The 19,368-nt window shown below is 44.1% G+C and carries 22 protein-coding genes and 2 pseudogenes; 20 read left to right on the forward strand and 4 right to left on the reverse strand.

Features of this window, described 5'->3' with window-relative positions:
• Positions 1–20: 20 nt before the first annotated feature.
• The 6 genes from Q5911_RS08260 (at position 21) to Q5911_RS08285 (ending at position 5,926) form a co-directional block, all read left to right on the forward strand.
• Positions 21–404 (forward strand): hypothetical protein, encoded by a 384-nt coding sequence (locus Q5911_RS08260; RefSeq protein WP_303182351.1) that lies wholly within the window; start codon positions 21–23, stop codon positions 402–404.
• A gap of 237 nt (positions 405–641) precedes the next feature.
• A complete protein-coding gene (gene dcm, locus Q5911_RS08265; protein WP_303182352.1) occupies positions 642–1,964 on the forward strand; it encodes a DNA (cytosine-5-)-methyltransferase in 1,323 nt (440 codons plus the stop codon).
• A gap of 11 nt (positions 1,965–1,975) precedes the next feature.
• A complete protein-coding gene (locus tag Q5911_RS08270) occupies positions 1,976–3,508 on the forward strand; it encodes a restriction endonuclease FokI C-terminal domain-containing protein (protein WP_303182353.1) in 1,533 nt (510 codons plus the stop codon).
• Between the two features lie 19 nt (positions 3,509–3,527).
• Entirely contained in the window at positions 3,528–4,310 is a 783-nt protein-coding gene (locus Q5911_RS08275) for an HNH endonuclease (RefSeq protein ID WP_303182354.1), read from the forward strand.
• Between the two features lie 12 nt (positions 4,311–4,322).
• Positions 4,323–4,778 carry a very short patch repair endonuclease gene (locus Q5911_RS08280; RefSeq protein WP_303182355.1) on the forward strand — a complete coding sequence of 152 codons (456 nt, stop codon included), beginning with the start codon at positions 4,323–4,325 and terminating at the stop codon, positions 4,776–4,778.
• 380 nt (positions 4,779–5,158) lie between these two features.
• Entirely contained in the window at positions 5,159–5,926 is a 768-nt protein-coding gene (locus Q5911_RS08285) for a hypothetical protein (protein WP_303182356.1), read from the forward strand.
• A 160-nt stretch (positions 5,927–6,086) separates the two neighbouring features.
• Here Q5911_RS08285 and Q5911_RS08290 read toward each other — a convergent pair.
• From Q5911_RS08290 to Q5911_RS14935, 3 genes and pseudogenes are all read right to left on the reverse strand, one after another.
• Positions 6,087–6,310, reverse strand: a pseudogene (locus Q5911_RS08290) (transposase); the annotation flags it as partial.
• A 67-nt stretch (positions 6,311–6,377) separates the two neighbouring features.
• A pseudogene (locus Q5911_RS15020) lies at positions 6,378–6,524 on the reverse strand (AAA family ATPase); the annotation flags it as partial.
• A gap of 152 nt (positions 6,525–6,676) precedes the next feature.
• Complete coding sequence (locus tag Q5911_RS14935; RefSeq protein ID WP_303182357.1) at positions 6,677–6,874, reverse strand: helix-turn-helix domain-containing protein; 198 nt, start codon at positions 6,872–6,874, stop codon at positions 6,677–6,679.
• 117 nt (positions 6,875–6,991) lie between these two features.
• Between Q5911_RS14935 and Q5911_RS08300 the strand changes: the two genes are divergently transcribed.
• The 10 genes from Q5911_RS08300 to bioB all read left to right on the forward strand — a co-directional run bounded on the left by Q5911_RS08300 (position 6,992) and on the right by bioB (position 16,158).
• Positions 6,992–7,345: a hypothetical protein gene (locus tag Q5911_RS08300; RefSeq protein WP_303182358.1), complete on the forward strand. Its 354-nt coding sequence runs from the start codon at positions 6,992–6,994 to the stop codon at positions 7,343–7,345.
• 639 nt (positions 7,346–7,984) lie between these two features.
• Complete coding sequence (locus Q5911_RS08305; protein ID WP_303182359.1) at positions 7,985–8,371, forward strand: plasmid mobilization protein; 387 nt, start codon at positions 7,985–7,987, stop codon at positions 8,369–8,371.
• Between the two features lie 493 nt (positions 8,372–8,864).
• Positions 8,865–9,521 (forward strand): replication initiator protein A, encoded by a 657-nt coding sequence (locus Q5911_RS08315; protein ID WP_303182399.1) that lies wholly within the window; start codon positions 8,865–8,867, stop codon positions 9,519–9,521.
• Complete coding sequence (locus Q5911_RS08320; RefSeq protein ID WP_303182360.1) at positions 9,518–10,372, forward strand: ATP-binding protein; 855 nt, start codon at positions 9,518–9,520, stop codon at positions 10,370–10,372. The genes Q5911_RS08315 and Q5911_RS08320 overlap by 4 nt, the downstream gene beginning before the upstream one ends.
• A complete protein-coding gene (locus Q5911_RS08325; RefSeq protein ID WP_004605493.1) occupies positions 10,373–10,567 on the forward strand; it encodes a DUF6462 family protein in 195 nt (64 codons plus the stop codon).
• A 107-nt stretch (positions 10,568–10,674) separates the two neighbouring features.
• Entirely contained in the window at positions 10,675–11,886 is a 1,212-nt protein-coding gene (locus Q5911_RS08330; RefSeq protein ID WP_303182361.1) for a site-specific integrase, read from the forward strand.
• 430 nt (positions 11,887–12,316) lie between these two features.
• The gene (locus Q5911_RS08335) at positions 12,317–12,754 is read left to right on the forward strand and encodes an Hsp20/alpha crystallin family protein (protein ID WP_076778113.1); all 438 of its coding nucleotides are present in this window, start codon (positions 12,317–12,319) and stop codon (positions 12,752–12,754) included.
• Between the two features lie 189 nt (positions 12,755–12,943).
• Entirely contained in the window at positions 12,944–14,026 is a 1,083-nt protein-coding gene (locus Q5911_RS08340; RefSeq protein WP_303182362.1) for a DnaJ C-terminal domain-containing protein, read from the forward strand.
• Positions 14,027–14,276: 250 nt separating this feature from the next.
• Entirely contained in the window at positions 14,277–15,095 is an 819-nt protein-coding gene (locus Q5911_RS08345; RefSeq protein WP_303182364.1) for a DNA-3-methyladenine glycosylase family protein, read from the forward strand.
• A 76-nt stretch (positions 15,096–15,171) separates the two neighbouring features.
• Positions 15,172–16,158, forward strand: coding sequence for a biotin synthase BioB (bioB, locus tag Q5911_RS08350; RefSeq protein WP_303182366.1), 987 nt, complete (start codon positions 15,172–15,174; stop codon positions 16,156–16,158).
• Here the strand turns inward: bioB and Q5911_RS08355 are convergent.
• Positions 16,124–16,519 (reverse strand): DegV family protein, encoded by a 396-nt coding sequence (locus Q5911_RS08355; protein ID WP_303182367.1) that lies wholly within the window; start codon positions 16,517–16,519, stop codon positions 16,124–16,126. The two genes, bioB and Q5911_RS08355, sit on opposite strands and share 35 nt — an antisense overlap.
• Here Q5911_RS08355 and Q5911_RS08360 point away from each other — a divergent pair.
• The 4 genes from Q5911_RS08360 (at position 16,513) to Q5911_RS08375 (ending at position 19,307) form a co-directional block, all read left to right on the forward strand.
• Positions 16,513–16,710, forward strand: coding sequence for a hypothetical protein (locus Q5911_RS08360; protein ID WP_303182368.1), 198 nt, complete (start codon positions 16,513–16,515; stop codon positions 16,708–16,710). The genes Q5911_RS08355 and Q5911_RS08360 overlap by 7 nt on opposite strands.
• Positions 16,711–16,990: 280 nt before the next feature.
• Complete coding sequence (locus tag Q5911_RS08365) at positions 16,991–17,554, forward strand: manganese efflux pump MntP (RefSeq protein WP_303182369.1); 564 nt, start codon at positions 16,991–16,993, stop codon at positions 17,552–17,554.
• A 61-nt stretch (positions 17,555–17,615) separates the two neighbouring features.
• Positions 17,616–18,569: a 50S ribosomal protein L11 methyltransferase gene (prmA, locus tag Q5911_RS08370; protein WP_303182370.1), complete on the forward strand. Its 954-nt coding sequence runs from the start codon at positions 17,616–17,618 to the stop codon at positions 18,567–18,569.
• Positions 18,570–19,307 carry a 16S rRNA (uracil(1498)-N(3))-methyltransferase gene (locus Q5911_RS08375; RefSeq protein ID WP_303182371.1) on the forward strand — a complete coding sequence of 246 codons (738 nt, stop codon included), beginning with the start codon at positions 18,570–18,572 and terminating at the stop codon, positions 19,305–19,307.
• The last annotated feature ends 61 nt before the right edge of the window (positions 19,308–19,368 follow it).

Consider the following 19,368-nt stretch of genomic DNA (forward strand, 5'->3'; position numbering starts at 1 on the left):
AATAAAAGGAGGGAAAATTAATGGCAAAAGCTGGAGATCATTATGTAGTAGTGATAAAACCATCACATCTTGATTGGGGAGAATATAGAAATCCAACTAATAGGGATCCTATTGCAGGAGAATCTTATGTTAAAATCCCATCTAAAGATGCAAAAAACTATAATATAAAACGCGGTGATGTTTTTAAGGCTAGTTTTGCGAATGGAATACCACCAATGCAAATAAAAGCAGCTGGAAATGGACCGTGTGAAAATGGAATTCAATATGCAAAGCAATTTGAAGGTATAGGTCCTGGCGCTTGTAAAGCATTTACTGCATGGTATAAATCGTGTAATGCTAAAGTGGGGGATCGGGTTAGAGTAGACTTTTTATCTTCAGATGAAGTTTTGTTTACTAAATTGTAGATTTAATCAATTAAGTTATTCATAATAAATGACTAAGTTATAGTATGAACAGAAGTAATTAAGAATCTGGGAATTCACTTGTTTGTAAGGTGTATTCCTGGATTTTTATTTTGTATTGAATATGATGCGAAAATGAACATAAGCAAAAAATAATCTCATAAGCGCAAAAAATAGTGTGCTACGCAAAGGTTTATGATATACTTATACAACAAAATTAAAATAATAAGGAGTGCGTACATGATGGCCGTATCTTATAAAAAATTATTTAAAATTATGATTGATAGAAATATGAAAAGAAGAGATTTGCAGTCATTAACAGGGATTAGCTACGCAACCATTACTAAGTTGTATAATGGTGACAATGTTACGATGGAAATAATAGAAAAAATATGTAAAGGTATGGAATTACATGCGGATGATATTTTGGAATTTGATGATAGCGAAGAGATTAGTAAACGAGAGTCATTTGAGCCGCTTTCTATTTATCCTCAAAAGGAAGATAATGTTTTTCGTTTAGGGGAACTCTTTTGTGGACCTGGTGGTTTGGCCTGCGGGGCGCTTAGAGCAAAAAGCAGTAATGGTGTTCTTTCTGTGAAACATGCATGGGCAAATGACTATGATATGGATACATGTCAGACTTACAGAAAAAATATATGTCCAGACAATCCTGCAAGTGTCTATTGTGGAGATGTTCGCGAATTAGACATTAGTGCATTAGGCGACATTGACGCGTTTTGCTACGGTTTCCCATGCAATAGTTTCTCTAATGTAGGTGAACATAAAGGCTTAGCAAATGAACGCTTTGGTCAATTATACTGGTATGGAATTGAAGTGCTAAATATGTATAAACCTAAGTGGTTTATGGCTGAAAATGTTTCAGGTATACGATCAGCAGGTTCTGGAGATTTTCAGATCATTCTGGATGACATGAAAAAAGCGGGATATAGATTGAATGTTAATCTATACAAAGCAGAACAATATGGAATTCCACAAACACGACATAGAGTAATAATTGTGGGAATTAGGGAAGATCTGCCTGTGGAATTTCGTGTACCTGATCCAGCGCAGTATGCATCTTGTGATATTAGCTCGAGAACTGCTCTGGCAGATATTCCAGAAGACGCTCCTAATAGAGAAGGCAGAAGTCTATCAGAAAAAGTAGTAAAGCGATTATCATACATTTTGCCAGGAGAAAATGTATGGCAAGCAGAGGAAAGATTGGGGAAGGAATTTCCGGAAGAGCTTAAAATCAAGACAAAAACGAAGATTAGTCAGATATATAGAAAGCTTGATCCTAATAAGCCTGCTTATACAGTTACGGCAGCTGGTGGAGGAGGAACATATATGTATCATTGGACAGATAGAGAACTAACTAATCGAGAAAGAGCTAGAATACAGACGTTTCCAGATAATTATGAATTTATAGGAAATTATAGCAGTGTTCGTAAACAAATAGGTATGGCAGTTCCTTGTAAGCTTTCCGAGATAGTTGTTACAGCAATATTAAATAGTTTTGCAGGAATTGAGTATCCGTGGGTCCAGCCCAATATTAATGAATAGGTGGTGAAAATATGTTAAATCACTGGTGGGTTACGAGACCAAAAAGAAAGTTAAATAGTATTCCAGAAGTCTTATCTACATTTGCTGAATTATCGTTAAATCAGCTGTGGGATGGACAACGAACGTCCCATTTGTCCTTGGAAGAAGCCCTCGAATCAGCAGGATTAAAGCGTCAGGGAGAGAGAAGAGATCAAGGCGGTGGTGGGGCCCGAACATATAAAGCCTGGTTAGTAAGCTTAGGATTGATTTTTACGCAAGAATCTACTAAACAGATAAAATTGACGCTGGCTGGAGAAGCAATTATGAATGGAGATTCGCCTGTTGATGTATTGAAAGGACAGGTATTAAAATATCAATTTCCATCAGCATTTTCTATTGGGAGAAATGTGAATGTTTCTCCTAGATTTAAAATTCATCCATTTGTTTTCTTGTTAAAATTGTTAATGGATGATAGGATCCAGTATTTGAAAACAGATGAAATAGCAAATATTATAATTGTAGAAGCAGAAAATGAAACCGATACATGCTTTGAGTATATAGTTAAAAGGCTACTTTCTTATCGTAATTATGGAATACAGACTCTTCCGGCGGATTTTTATGAACGATATGGTGTGAAGCCGGAGTCCACAAACCTAAGCGATGTAGCCAATACAATGATGAATTGGCTGGATTATACACAATTAACATATAGAGAAAATGGAAAGATGTACGTGGTTCAAGAGCGGAAAACGGAAGTGCAAGATATAGTTACTAAACATTTTCCTTTTATTGATCGACCGGAAAACCATGAGTATTTTCAAAGAAAGTATGGGATTGATCCTAAACATAGCAAAGATACTAGAAATCTCATAAATACAAAAACAATTACATCAAGTATGTTGGCAGAACAGCAAGTAATGAAAGCATACATTTCATTATCGCTTATAAAACCGATTATATCCATAGATGCAGAAGTGGTTGATTTTATAGTTTCATCAACAGGCTTGAAAGAACCTTTTGTTTTAGAAATACTTCAAAGAAAGTATCCTAAGGGATCGGTCGGTTCATTTATGACAAAGTATTATGAGATGGCATTTAAAGGGAGAGAAGAGGCTACAGAATTTGAAAAAGCAACGGTAAAATTATTTGAAGATGTTTTTAAGTTTAAGGCTGAACATGTTGGTCTAATAGGGTTAACTCCTGATGTGTTGATCGAGTCTGAAAGCTCTGGATATGTAGGTATTATTGATAATAAAGCATATAGTAAATATAGTATCAGCAATGACCATCGAAATAGAATGATACACAATTATATTTCAGGTTTGAGTAGTTATTATACGGGGGACAGGGCACTTGCTTTTTTTACTTATATTGCAGGAGGTTTTGGGACAAATATAGATTCTCAAATTCGAGATATTACGGATGAAACAGGTATCAATGGAAGTTGTATAAATGTGCATAATATAATTGAACTTGTTAAAAGAGCAGGAGACAATCCATATACACATGAGGACTTAAAAAAGATTTTTACAGTAAATAGACAAATACTTTTAAGTGATTTCTGATAATTAAGAGGGAATATGTGTGGATAGGACAGGTATGAAATGGTCAAGGGAAGAGACAATTCTAGCTTTTGATCTGTATTGTCGTACACCCTTTAAAAAAATAACAAAGACTAATAAAGATATTATTGAACTTGCAAAGATACTTGGTCGAACTCCGAGCTCTGTTGGTTTAAAGATGGCGAATCTTGCTCATTTTGATCCAGAGATACGAAAGAAAAATTTGTCTGGAATGGCTCATGGAAGTAAACTGGATGAACAAATATGTTTAGAATTCATTAACAATTGGGAAAAGCTTTCATTGGAAGCGCAAGAAATACTGGCTAAAAAAAGAGGCACAACTGTTGAGAAAGCATTACATATGGAAGATGAACTTGCGTTAATTCCAGCGGGAAAATACCGTGATGCAAAATTAAAACAGCGAGTAGGGCAGTATTTTTTTAGAATGACTGTTTTAAATGCCTATTCTAATAAATGTTGTGTTACGGGATTGGAAGATCCCAGGCTGTTGATAGCTAGCCATATAAAACCATGGAGCGAAAGTAATGAAAAAACTGAACGAACTAATCCTAAAAATGGTCTTTGCCTAAATGCATTACATGATAAAGCATTCGATAGGGGGCTAATTACACTTAATTGTAATTATGAAATAATAGTATCGTCACAGTTAAAAAACGAGAGTATGGATGAATATACAAGGGTATGGTTTATGAACTATGATCATAAAAAAATTATTATGCCAAGTAAGTTCCTGCCGGATCGTCGTTTTATTGAATATCATAATGATATGATCTTTCAAAGATAAGGGAGATAAATCATGGATAATTTAACAGCGGATCAGCGAAGAAAAAATATGCAGCACATTCGTAGTAAAGATACTTCCATTGAAGTTATGCTTAGAAAAGCATTGTGGGCTAAAGGATACCGTTATAGAAAAAATCCTAAAAATCTGCCTGGAAAGCCAGACATAGTGCTGACAAAATATAAAATTGCTGTGTTTTGTGATGGAGAGTTTTTCCATGGAAAGGATTGGGAGATTCTAAAACCTAAATTGGAAAAAAGCAAAAATTCTGATTATTGGATAAGAAAAATATCACGAAATATTGAACGTGATGATGAAGTAAATAAGGAACTTTTGTTTCAAGGTTGGACAGTTATTCGCTTTTGGGGAAAAGATATAACCCAAGATATAGACGAATGCATTCGTGTAATCGAGGAAACTATATGGAGCATCAAAATGGAGAATATTGAGCTGGATAACGATATAATATGATGATTTTGTGAAAACGTATGCTTAGGATAAAGGTATATGATGGAAAAGCTATCGGAGTGTAATCATCCAGTAGCTTTATTTAAATTTAATGGCACCTAGTACTATGAAAGGAAGATAGAGGTCATGAAAGATTTTTCATAGTATTTCAAGCCTCTATATCCAGAAGAATTTGGTATTATGGTTTGCTTTCTGAATGCTTTGGTTAATTTGAGAATCCACTATCAGAGCAGAAAATCCGACTAGATGGTGAAAGTTGTCTGGTTGCATAGGAAAATGTAAATGGTATTCGGCATTATTTATATTTGATTCATACATGTATGATATAGTATTTATAAATTGGCAATATCGCATATTCTACAAGTATTATGGTGAGGTTAAAGATGAGTAGAGATACTTGGTTTTCTGACTCTGATTTCGATATGTTTTATGATGATTGGAAGACAACGGAAAATGTAAAACTTAATAAAATTACATTAGGTAAGGATTTGGCACTTCTTGTCGATAGAAAGTATCCTGAGGGAATTAGTGATCAGATAGATGAGCGCTACAACTTTTTTTATAACAAAGCACTTGCATTACAACAAAAATTAGTGATGATACAATATGCCGAAGCATGTTATCACCATGCGAAAACTGACTTTGAATTAACGCAAAACATGACAATTCCAGCCTTTTATGGCATGGGTGCTTCTAAAATTCTATTTTTCGTTGAAAGCATTGTCATTTTTGCAAGAAATGCTCTTGACGTAAGTGCATCTGTATATAGTGATCTGTTATTAGGTAAGCGGGAAGACAGTTTTAATAATTTGAGTAAAAAAATATTGAAAAATAATGATGACCGGTTTATTGATTTGAAAAACTCATTTGAAAGATGGGGGGAAGACCGCACCAGTGCTTATAGATTACTATGTGGGATAACACACGGACGAGCATTGCGAGATATAATTATTCATCAATCAGTTATTCATCTTGAGTATTTAGAATACAAAGAGGATAGTGAGAGAGAAAAGTTGTTTTTGGTTTTGAAGGACATGGATCCAATTTATTTGGACGATTTTATAAAGAATTTTATTGAGGACTTAACTGAAATATTCGAAACATGTAATACATGTTGCGAGTTAGTTTTGAACAGCCCAAATATACAATAATATTTACATAACCCAGTCATTAAGCAATCACCAGTGACAGGGATATTTTTCAGCCTTCTTCGGTTGTGGGTGTACATGTAACGTACATGGTAAATAGTTTTTTTCGATAGTGTTAAGGTTCTTTCGCAAAAATTAAAGCCAGCCGTTTGGTGGCTGGCAGTCAACCGGCTATGATATCGGACAGCAGATTATCCTCCGCTTTGAAAAGATGATCCATGTTCATGTAACGTCTGGTTCCCCAGTTCGTTGTTGCTACATGGTGCAGTCTGGCACATACGAGCATCAGCGCACTCTACCCATTAGGAAAAGTGCCTATTGTGTTTGTCCGGCGTTTGTGATCTCACGGGTGAGACGTTCAATGGTGTTGTTTGTCTGAATACGGGTTCAATGCTGTGAATATTACGGTGCGGAAGAGCCGACAGTCCGGACTAACGGAGCCCCCTATTGATAGTTACTCAACTTGAGCAGGATCCAGACCATATACCTCTCTCATAGAAAGGTCTTTCGATGGATTGATACTTTCAATATTAATCTTATATGAATTGTAAGAAATTCGCCCCATGATAGCATCTGCAAGAGTACTTTCTCCGATGCCCAATTATTGCATAGATTGTGGGAGCAACTATGTACTGTTGCAGATATATTTGAAGAAAATTAAAAAGAAGCTTATCTGCCAAGTTATTTTTCAACTTTAATTAGTGGATAATCATAGAATTGCAAATCAATTATGAATTGACGATATCATCGCCTTCAATCATGGAAGTTTACTATTTGATTTAAATCATTACAATCCAAAATCCTACACAATTTTTCAAGAGTGTTCAGTGTGATGTTCTTATTTTTTTTCAGCGAATCCAAGGTTTTATTATCGATACCGCTTTTTAAAAGCTGGTACTGAGTGATATCTTTTTGTTCCATGGTTTTCCACAGAGGACTAAAATCTATCATATTGAACACCCCTTTCCGTCTAAAGATAATTCAATTATAGAAGCTACCGTTAGAAAACAATATTGTGGAGATATCCACAATGCTGTATAATAGATATGTGAACGGGAGGCTCCTATTATGCATGAAGAGGAAAAAATAAATAAGAGACTTTGTAAATTTTTTGTTGAGACATTTGAATTCACAGATGAACAATTAGCAGCGATAGATTATCAAATTCCCATGACACAAGAGATTTATGATTCTATCCTGGATCGTTGCATGGAACTGGGAACGGCTGCGGATGATTTGTTCAATAGGATGTTACTTGAGTATCCGGACTTTCTGTCTGTTTATGCCCAGAAAATAGAAGATGAAGTAAACGAGAAATATGCAGATATAGATATACCAGAATCTTCCCCGGAAGAATTAGATGCTGGCTGGGAAGATTTATGTCGAAGGATCCGAGAAAAATATGGCGAAGATGCAATATAATAAAATGCATTTTCAATCATAAGTTGAATATGACCGATACGCATTCAGTTTGAAACTGGGTGCGTTTTTTTGCTTTTTTAAATATCCTATCTCCAAACACTGTATAATCCTCGGATTTCCTTTCTATAAGTGAGGGGAAATCTTTTTTGAAGCAGAAAATTAAAAGATTTTTCGAATCTCCTTGTATTTCTGCCTCTGACAATTGGGTTAAGTGAGGGGATCTTTAAAGAATAAAAAAGGTAAGAGCGGATCTCGTTGATAAAAATAAAATTATTTCTTTTTGCCCCTGTATAATAGCCGCTCCCAGTTACGTTAAGTGAGGGGGTAGATATTATAGGGCAAGATCCACCCGTGTTAAGCGGTTAGGCAATTCCTGGCACTCCACTAACTTACAGGTTGAGCTCTTGATGGGGATTTTCCCAGAGCAAGATCCACCCCGTAATACACTATTGTGTTTTCCTGTGTAGGGCTCTTGCCTGGGATTTCGATTCCCCATACCCTCGATGATCTGCCGATTTGGCAGATATTGGCGTCCACTGGAAAGTGGGACGCAGCACAAAAGGTAGATTCCGGCAGGACTGCCGGTTCTCCCCTTTGTGGTGTTACTGAAGTAGCTGAAAGAAGAAAGGAGATGAAGTCATGAGAAAAAGAAGAATGGAACAGGAACTGAACCATCCGCATTTTGTCGGAGTCCGGCTTTCCGATATTGAACTGGAACTTCTGGACAGGAAGGCAGAGATTCTGGGTGCGTCCAGATCCGAATGCCTGCGGAAACTTTTGGTGGAAAAGGAAATCGTACATCAGGTAGAAGTGGTCGCCGATATGGAAGAACTCCGAAGGTTGGTAGGTGAGTATGGGAAGATCGGTGTGAACCTGAATCAGATCGCACGGTACTTCAATACGGGCGGGGAACGTTCACTGGCTATGGAGGATGAAATCCGTCACTGTATCGCGGAATTATTTGCACTCAGGGAAGAAGTGTTGAAGATGGCAGGGGATTTTGAACGGGATTATCGTCGCAGGTAAAGTAGTCCAGACAAATTGTTCCAAAATGATACCGAAACACGACCAAACAGCGTTTTCTGCCGTCAGATAGGATAAACCCCAGGCAAATATATTTGAGGTCAAAAAAGCCTGTCGTAAAGGTCAAAAAATGCAAAAAATGATACCGAAACGTGACCATATTTCGCTGTCCTGTACCGTGCACCGTCAGGATGGCAGGAAGGAGGAATGTCTGTGCCGAGAATGAGCAAGAAAAGAAAACAGGAATTGGCCTTTTTTCTCAATGAAAGAGGGCGGGTTGCCCACAATGACACCTGCCGGAAATGTGTTGGAGACTGCAAGCAGAGTTTCCGGACTGTGATTGTCTGTTGCCCCTGCTATGAATCCAAGCGAAGCCGTCGGCGGAAGATCAGACAGAAACAAAAGGATGGATGTGAAGAATAAAGATCAGATGATATACATGACGAATCAGACCCAGATTCCGGTGTATCTTCCTTACCCACGGTTTCTGCTGGGGATGGATCTGACTCAGACAGCCAAGGTTCTGTATGCTCTGTTGCTGGATCGGGCGAGTCTTTCCAGGAAGACAGGGTGGAAGGATGAGGAAGGCCACATTTTTGTGGTTTATCCCATTGCTTATCTGGCTGACGATCTTAGAAAGAGTCACATGACTGTAAAAAAGGCATTGAATGAATTGGAAGAAGCCGGACTTCTGGTGAGAAAAAAACAGGGATTTTCAAAACCGAATCTGCTGTATATCAAAATCCCGGCAGAGGGAAAGAAAAGTGTCCCTGTGAAGGATAGAAAAGTGTCCCTCAAAGGGAAAGAAAATGATACTTATGAAGGAAAGAAACCTGTCCCTGTGATGGATAGAAAAGTATCCCCTAATTACTTAAATAATAGTTACTTGATATATAGTCAAACAAATAAAGAGAGAGAAGCGCGCTCTGCCTATGGCGAATATCACAATGTGTTTCTCTCCGAAACAGAATATGGAGAATTGAAACAGGAGATCCGGGAAATAGACAGGCTGATCGAGGAACTGTCCAGCTATATGCGTTCCAGTGGAAAGCAATATGCTGATCATGCTGTTACCTTGAGAAGATGGGCAGAACGGTCAGCCCCGGTAAAAAACATTCCGGATTATACCTGCAGTGAGGAGGACAGTCTATGAACAAGATGGTAGAAGAAACAGTAAAGAACATGATTCAACAGGTAGAAAGAAACGGAGAGGATTATATCGGAGAAGACGGTCTTCTGTATTGTGGACAATGCCATGAACCGAAGGAGGCTTATTTCGATCAGGAGAAAGTCGGAGTTTTGGGAATAAAAAAACATCCGCGTGAATGTGAGTGTCGGAGGCAAAAAAGAAAAGAGGAGGAACAGTACTGGGAACAGCAGCGCCATGAAGCTGTAGTCAGAGAATTGAAGGGACATTGTTTTTCGGATGAATCCATGAAGGAATGGACATTTGACAATGATAAAGGACTTTCCGAAAATACCATGATTGCGAAACTATATGTGAAAGACTGGGAAACAATGAAGGCGGAGAATACAGGCTACCTCTTCTGGGGAGCAGTGGGAACCGGAAAAAGTTTTCTGGCGGGCTGTATTGCCAATGCACTGTTGGAACAGGAGATAGAAGTGCGTATGAACAATTTCGCGGAAGTGCTGAATGATCTTTCTGCTAATTTTTCAGAGAAGAATACATATATAAAAAATTTGTGCAGAGTTCCGCTGCTGATTCTGGATGATTTTGGAATGGAGCGGGGGACAGAGTACGGACTGGAACAGATCTATGCGGTGATCGACGGCAGATATCGGAGCGGGAAACCTCTGATTGCGACGACCAATCTGACACTGCAGGAGTTAAAGAATCCGCAGGATACAGCGCATGCCAGGATTTATGACCGGTTGCTGGAGATGTGCGTGCCGGTTCAGTTTAAAGGTGAGAGTTTTCGAAAACGTACGGCTCAGGAAAAGCTGGGGCGGATGCAGAAAAGAATAAAGGAGGAGATGAGATAAATGAGACAGACAAAAGAAAGAGAGAGCAACTGCCGTCTGGCAGTGGATATTGAAGGTCTGGCCGCTATGCTTTCCTGCGGACAGATGACTGCAAGGAAGATTGCGGAAGATGCGGGAGCCCGGATCACCATCGGCCGCCGGGTATTGTACTCCGTACAGAAGGTGGAGAAGTATCTGGAAGCAATAGCGGAATAGAGGAACACGGATGTGCGTGGGGTTGGTTTTGTGCTATACTTTTCATAGACAGGACAAGACCATTCCCCACAACAGGGAGGTGTGGAAATAGAGAAAGGAATGGTTTTGTGGCAAGAAAAGACAATAGAGGAAGAAATCTGAGGACAGGGGAATCCCAGCGTAAGGATGGACTCTATATGTACCGGTATAAAGATGAACGGACTGGCAGACGCCTGGCCGTTTATTCTCCGGATCTGGCTGAACTCAGGAAAAAAGAAAAAGAGATTGAGAAAGACCAGAGCGAAGGAATTATGACCGATACCCAATGCAAGAACATGACTCTCAATGACCTGTTTGAGATCCACATGGATACCAGAAAGCTGGCAGAGAGTACACAGGCCAATTACAGAAGGATGTGGAACAGTCTTGTGAGGAATGAACTGGGACAGATGAAAGTGGTACAGGTAAGACCATCTCATGTACGCCTGTTTTATTCCCGGTTGAGCAAACAGAAATATTCCCACAGTACCATCAAGTTTCTCCATAATATGATCTTACCGAGCTTTGAGGTGGCTGTAGATGATGATATCATCCGGAAGAATCCGGCCAAGAGAACGCTGGGAGATTATGGGGAACCGGAAAAGAAACGCACCGCCCTGTCCTTTGATCAGCAGAAAAATCTGCTGAACTATGTAAAGAACAGCGAGGTATTCCATATCTATCTGCCTCTTTTGCAAGTGATGATCGGAACCGGGCTCCGTTGTGGAGAACTGATCGGTCTTACCTGGAAGGACGTAGATCTGAAGACCAGGACCGTATACGTGAATCATCAGCTGATCTATAAGAACTATGGAGACGGGTGTGATTTTCATGTGACCATGCCGAAGACAGAAGCCGAGATCCGGGAGATACCCATGAGTAAGATGGTGGCAAAAGCTTTTGAGACTCAGAGACGGCTGAATTTTCAGATGGGGATTCCCAGGGATGTGAAAATCGAAGGGCTTTCGAATTTCGTATTCATGAGCAGGAGCGGACGTCCTATGATGCCGACTACCGTGAACTTTATTCTCCGGGATATTGTGAAGGCGTATAACGAGGAAGAAAATGAGCGGGCAAAGCGGGAGAGGAGAAAGCCGGAAGAGCTGCCTCATATCTCCGCCCACATTCTCAGACATACAGCCTGTACCCGGATGGCAGAGACAGATCTGGATATGAAGGTCGTTCAGTACGTGATGGGACATGCGAATATCAGTGTCACGATGGAAGTTTATAACCATATCACAGACCGGTCCAGGATTGAAAGAGAAATCGCAAAGATGGATTTGGTGCAGATTATGTGATGGAAATTTCTGCCCCGGCATTGGAGTTTTTAGGGGCATGATGGTGAAAAACATGAAAAAAATCGGATTTTTCTGCTTTTGATGGTGTGGTAAATTAACTCAGATTTCCTTGAATTTACAGGGGATTTTGGAGGCCCCCGATTCTGAAATTGGTGTAGAAATGGTGTAAAAATGGTGTAGTAAGCCATTTTTTGAAAAAATCAAAAATTTGGAAAGCCCGAAAAAGCCCGTAAAATCAAGCTTTTTTGAGGTTTCCCAAAAAAATTATTTAAAAAATTAGCACCCACCTCTTGACAGTGCTGATAATAAGTGTTATATTACATTTAGAACAAAGGAAAGGGAATAAAAAATCCTCTTCCAGCAGTTCAAAACCAACACTCCGATTACACGGAGTGCCAATATAAATGAATGATCAAAGGAGAGATGACTTATGATGATGCCTAGTATTTTTGGAGAAAATTTATTTAATGACTGGTTTGATTTTTCCTTCCCGGATGTTGACAGAAAGTATTACGGAAGACGCTCAGCAGATCAGATCATGCGGACAGACGTGAAAGAGAAGGACGACGCTTACGAAGTAGAGATTGACCTGCCGGGATTTAAGAAGGACGAGATCAAGGCAGAGCTGAAGGAAGGCTACCTGACCATCAGCGCGGCTAAGAATGTGAACAATGACGAGAAGAAGGATGGCAAGTACATCAGGCAGGAGCGCTTCACAGGAAATGTGAGCAGAAGCTTCTATGTGGGCAAGAACCTGACGCAGGAAGATATCCACGCGAAGTTTGAAAATGGTATCCTCACTCTGGATATCCCGAAGAAGGACCAGAAGCAGGTAGAGGAGAACCGCTACGTGACCATCGAAGGATAATGAGATTTCTCCCCGGGCAGCCTGTCCCGGGGAGGTTTTATATGGTATTTGGAGTATAGAAAATATTCCGGCTTGAGGGCCGTTCATATAGATTTCAGATATAACATATAACAAATATATTAAAATAAATATAGAAATTTATATAGATCTTGACAGCTTACGGATGTGGATGATCGGGAGGTGATAGAGATGGAAGCAAAGAGAGACTACTATGAAGTGCTTGGCGTTGACAGAAACGCGGATCAAAATGCGATAAAGAAAGCGTACCGGAAGCTTGCAAAGAAATATCACCCGGATACAAATGCGGGAAATCCACAGGCAGAACAGAAGTTTAAAGAGGTAACAGAGGCCTACACGGTGCTCAGCGACCCGGAAAAGAAGAAGCTGTATGACCAGTTTGGGCATGCGGCCTTTGACGGGACCGGAGCCGGAGCGGGGGCAGGCGGCTACACCGGAGGCGCCTATAATACCGGCAACGGCGGCTACAGAGAATTCCATTTCGAAAACGGCAATATGGACGATATATTTGATGACCTATTCGGAGATATTTTCCACGGGAAAAACAAAGGAGGATTTTCCGGTAGCTTCCACACAGGAGACGGGAGCGGCTTTCACCAGTCCTACTACGGAGGAACCGGCGGCTTTGGACGTGGAGGCTTCGGAGGCGGCTCTTTCCGGCAGAAGGGCTCTGACCTGCGGGCGCAGACCGAGGTGTCCTTTGACGAGGCGGCCTTTGGATGCGATAAGATCATTACCTTCCAGGACCCGTCCGGGTCGGGCAATGCACAGACTCTGCAGGTCCACATTCCGGCCGGCATTGACAGCGGCAAGAGCATCCGCCTGAAGGGCAAGGGGATGCCGGGAACCGGCGGCGGTGAGCCGGGCGACCTTCTCCTTAAGGTACAGGTGGGGACAAAGCCGGGCTTTGAGCGGAAGGGAATGGATGTGTACACCACTGTGCAGATTCCCTTTACGACGGCTGTATTCGGTGGCGAGGCCCTTGTAAACACGCTCTACGGAAATGTCATGTGCAAGATCCATGAGGGCACCCAGTCCGGCACAAAAATCCGGCTGCGGGGCAAGGGGATTGTCTCTATGAAGGACCCGGCTGTACACGGCGACCACTATGTGACGGTCCAGATCCAGGTTCCCAGGAACTTAAGCCAGGAGGCCAGGCAGAAGCTGAGAGAATATGAGCGGGCAGCAGGCGGCTCTGGAAGACAGGGAAGCGGCGGCCACGGCACAAGTGCCCACGGAAGAAATGCGGCATAAGCCATTTTGACATAGATACAGATAGATATACAGATAAGGCGTCTGAGTTTTCAGGCGCTTTTTTTGTGCGATACGCCCGGAAGGCGACCGCCGTGCTTGCACGAGCGGGCATCCGACGGGTAACGGCGCTGACCGTAGCGGAGCGGAGACCATCGAACGGCGCATCTGCGCACATTGATTTTGGATTGCAAAAGCAACTCTTTACCTGTAAAATCATAAAAAGACAAAAGAGCGATAAGAGAGGAAGACCATGATAACAGTTACAAAAGAGCATTTTTCCCCGGGGCAGATTCTGGCGTCCGGCCAGTGCTTTCGCATGGAGCAGACAGAGGAAAACGTCTATGAGGTGATCGCAGGGGACAGGTACCTCAGGATCCGGCAGACGGAGGAGCCGGACACCTGCCTGTTTTACTGCGGGGAGGAAGAATATCAGACATTCTGGAGGAGATATTTTGATCTGGATGGCTGCTATGAGGCCTATTTGCAGAAGATAGATCCAGCGGACACATATCTTGCGGTTGCTGCAGAATATGGAAGCGGGATCCGCATCCTGCAGCAGGATCTCTGGGAAATGATCCTGACATTTGTGATCTCGCAGCAGAATAATATCCGGCGGATCCGGGGGATCATCCGCACTTTGTCAGAAAGATACGGGCGGGAATGCAGATCCGCAGAGGGGAGGATCTATTTCTCTTTTCCGGCTCCGGAAGAGCTTGCCGGGGTCTCGGAAGAAGAATTCCGCGCCTGTGGTCTTGGCTATAGAAGCCGTTATTTTGTTTCTGTTGTTCGCAGTGTTCTGGAAAAAGAAGTGGATCTTGAGGCTGTGAAACATATGGACTACCCGGAGGCCAGGAAAGAGCTTATGAAACTGTGCGGTGTGGGAGGCAAGGTGGCGGACTGCATCTGCCTGTTTGCCCTTCACCATCTGGAGGCGTTCCCTGTAGATACACACATAAAGAAAGTCCTGGATGCCCGGTATCCGGAAGGGTTTCCATTTGACAGGTACCAGGGATTTCAGGGAGTGCTCCAGCAGTATATTTTTTATTATGATCTGAACAACAAAATGTAAACTTAAAAATAAGAAAAGTTGACAATTGAAAGTCTCTTCGCTATATTTGTTATAGAAAGAAAGGGGAGACTGTACTATGAGCGATATAGATGTATTAAAAGGGAAAGTATTTCGAGGGGAGCCTGTGACTGCCAGTGAGGCTCTCAGGCTGAAAGATGCGCCTTTGGACAGCCTGCGTGCTGCGGCAGATGATATCCGGCGGCATTTTCGGGGAGAAGCTTTCGATATGTGCTGCATCATAAATGGAAAAAGCGGCAGATGCTCAGAAAACTGTAAATTCTGTGCCCAGTCGGCCTTCTATCACACAGGGGCAGGGGAATATCCTCTGCTGGAGGCAGAGAAGATCCTGGCGGATGCCCTGGATAAAGCCGGGCGCGGTGTGCCCCGGTATTCCATTGTGACATCTGGAAAACGCCTCTCTGACAGGGAAGTGGAGGAGATGTGCGGGACGATTGCCAGGATACGCAGGGAGACAGGCATGCAGGTCTGTGTCTCTTTTGGCCTTCTTGGCAGGCAGCAGTTTGATAAACTGAAGGCGGCGGGAGCCACAAGAGTACATAATAATCTGGAGACGTCCTGCCGGTATTTTCCCCAGGTCTGTACGACCCACAGTTTTGAAGAAAAGACAGCCGCCATAAAGGCGGCCCAGGATGCGGGACTGGAAGTGTGCAGCGGCGGCATTGTCGGGCTGGGAGAGACGTGGGAGGACAGGATCGATATGGCCCTGACACTCAGAAAGTTGGGGATCAGAAGCGTGCCGGTCAACCTGCTAAGCCCCATCCCTGGCACGCCCTTTGAAGAGAATCAGCGGGTGACAGAGGAAGAGCTGGAGCGGGTAGTTGCGGTGTTCCGCTTTCTCCTTCCGGATGCCTTTATCCGGCTGGCAGGGGGCAGGGGCCTTATGCAGGACAAAGGGGCGGGATGCTTCCGATCCGGCGCCAACGCGGCCATTACAGGTGATATGCTGACCACGGCGGGCTATACAGTGGAGAGTGACAGGAAGATGCTGGAAGAGCTGGGATACAGCGTTACAATGTCTCAAAAAGAATGCCCAGCGTATTAGGCCCGCAGTGGGAGGAGAGGGTGCAGCTGGCTTTGGTAACGTGGATCTCATCAAAGTGGATCTCTTCTGCCACCGCCTCTTTCACCAGATCAATATATGTTTCCGGGATGCCGGAGTGCGTGATAAAGAGGAGAGAGGTATTGATGTTATCATACTTTGCCAGCGTGTCCTTTACATAGTGGACAAGCACCTTGTCCAGCGTGCCCCGGTACTTTTTGCCAACTCCCATGCTTCCGTCTTTGTTGTCCACAAGAATACAGGGCTTCAGTTTCAGGATATTGGCTCCGAGGGCAGCCACAGAAGAGCAGCGCCCTCCCGCGTGCATGAAGGCCAGCGTGTCGAGAATAAGCTGGCATGGCATTTCCCGGTGTGCTGTTTCAGGGCGCTGGCGATGGAGGGGGCATCCATGCCCGCATCGATCATTCTCCGGGCGGCCACCACCAGCAGGCCGGAGCCGGTGGAGAGGTTGCAGCTGTTCACAGGGTATACGTGCCCCAGGTCACAGGTACTGTCTGCGCTGAGAATGATTTTGTGTGTCATGAAAAAACTTAAGAGGGGAAGTTGATAAAAATTGTTGACAAGCCCCGCCTTCCTTTTTATAATGAACAGAAGTGATAAGGGAGTAGTTGGCGCGTGAGCGCAGTACTGTCAACATACTGATGCCCCGGGCATCTGGCATTACTTGAAATAATGAGACTTATCCGCGCAGAGGGAATCTCTGCCGCGGGTGGGTCTTTTTTTGCGCGGTGTGCTGCTCCTGCTGCACCACGCGCTGCGGGGACGGGTTTTGTGTTCCGCGGCGGAACAAAAGAAGATAAAAGGAGAAAGAATAATGGGACTGATCGAACTTTTTCTGATGGCGGTGGGGCTGTCTATGGATGCTTTTGCCGTGTCAGTCTGTAAGGGCCTCGCCATGAAAAAATGTACTTGGACCAAGGCGGGGGTCGTTGGACTTTATTTTGGCGTGTTTCAGGCGGGAATGCCGGCTGTAGGGTATCTGCTGGGGAGCCAGTTTAAGGAGGTCATCACCTCTATAGACCACTGGATCGCCTTTATCCTGCTGGGACTGATCGGTGTCAGCATGATCAGGGAAGCTTTTGGTGAGGAGGACTGTCAGGAGGCGAATGATTCCCTGGATGTGAAGACTATGCTGACTCTGGCGGTAGCCACCAGCATCGATGCTCTGGCGGTGGGGATCACATTTGCTTTCCTGCAGGTGGAGATCGTGCCTGCGGTGTCTTTCATCGGTGTCACGACTTTCATCATTTCCGTGGCGGGCGTGAAGATCGGCAATGTATTTGGCTCCCGCTGGCAGAAGGGGGCCCAGATCGCAGGAGGTGTGATCCTCATCTGTCTGGGTGTGAAAATCCTCGTTGAGCATTTGGGGCTCATATGATAAACTGATGTGGAAAGGAATGTCCCGCAAAAAAAGAGGCGGGACACAGTGGTGAGACGGTATGAAATGGAATAAATTTCGCTTGAAGACAACGACTGCGGCTGAGGAGATCGTCAGCAGCTCTCTCATGGAGCTGGGCATCCAGGGAGTGGAGATCGAGGATAAGATCCCTCTTACCCAGTCGGACAAGGAGCAGATGTTTGTGGACATCCTCCCCCAGACAGAGGCGGACGACGGTGTGGCTTACATCACGTTCTATCTGGAGGAGGAAGATGACAAGGAAGAGATGCTCTCCAGGGTGCGCCAGGAGCTTGAGGAGATCGCGGCCTTTGTAGATATCGGGGAGGCATCCATCGAGGAGTCCCAGACAGAGGATGTGGACTGGGTGAACAACTGGAAACAGTATTTCCATCAGTTTACGGTGGACGATGTGCTGATCATCCCCTCCTGGGAGGACGTAAAGCCGGAGGATGAGGACAAGCTGATCATCCACATCGATCCGGGCACAGCCTTCGGGACTGGTATGCATGAGACGACACAGCTGTGTATCCGGCAGCTGAAAAAATATGTGGAGCCGGGTATGAAGATCCTGGATGTGGGCTGTGGCAGCGGTATCCTGGGAATGCTGGCCCTGAAGTTCGGCGCCGGTTACTCTGTGGGGACAGACCTGGATCCTTGCGCCATTGATGCCACCCACGAGAACATGGCTGTCAACGGTATTTCCAGGGATCAGTATGAAGTCATGATCGGAAATATCATTGACGATAAAGCCGTGCAGGACAAAGTGGGGTATGGTCAGTATGATATTGTGGCTGCCAACATTTTGGCGGAGGTGCTTGTCCCGCTGACGCCGGTGATCCAGGATCAGCTGAAGAGCGGCGGCATTTATATCACAAGCGGGATCATCGATGACAAAGAGGAGACTGTGGTGGAGGCTGTGAAGGCGGCAGGCATGGAACTTTTGGAAGTGCACCACCAGGGCGAGTGGGTCTCTGTCACAGCGAGGAAAAAATAGATGCAGCATTTTTTTGTGACACCGGATCAGGTGGAAAAGCCATACATTTATATAGAAGGTTCTGATGTGAACCACATGAAAAATGTGCTCCGCATGCGGGCAGGGGAGAAGCTGGAGATCAGCGACGGAGACAACCGGAAGTATGTGTGCCAGGTCTGTGACTATGTGGAGGGCCGGGCGCAGCTTGAGATCCTGGAGGAGAGAGAGCTGGATACAGAACTCCCTTCACAGATCTGGCTGTTCCAGGGGCTTCCCAAAAGCGACAAGATGGAGCTGGTGGTACAGAAGGCGGTGGAGCTTGGCGTCTACGCGGTGGTTCCCGTGGCGGCAAAGCGCTCTGTGGTAAAGCTGGACGGCCCCAAGGCGGAGAAAAAAGTGAAGCGGTGGAATGAGATCGCCAAGAGTGCGGCCAAGCAGGCAGGGCGGGGGATCATCCCGGAGGTGAAGAGCGTGTGCAGCTTCGACGCGGCTCTTAAGGCGGCAGGCAGCCTGGATGTGATCCTCTTTCCCTACGAGCTGGCAGAGGGCATGGACTATACGAGAAAGGTCATAGAGGAGATACAGCCGGGCCAGTCTGTGGGCATTTTTATCGGGCCTGAGGGCGGCTTTGAGCGGGAAGAGGAAGAGAAGGCGCTGGAGGCCGGAGCCAGGGTGATCACCCTGGGAAGGCGGATCCTGCGCACGGAGACAGCGCCCCTTATGGTGCTGTCTATCCTGGGCTATCACCTGGAGCCATAGCCGGCTGGAGAACAGATGGCACCTGCGGCTTTGCGGTGCATAAATTAATAGTAAAAGTACA

It is taken from the genome of Lachnoclostridium phocaeense, assembly GCF_959599685.1.
In the GTDB taxonomy this organism is placed as follows: Bacteria; Bacillota; Clostridia; order Lachnospirales; family Lachnospiraceae; genus Claveliimonas; species Claveliimonas monacensis.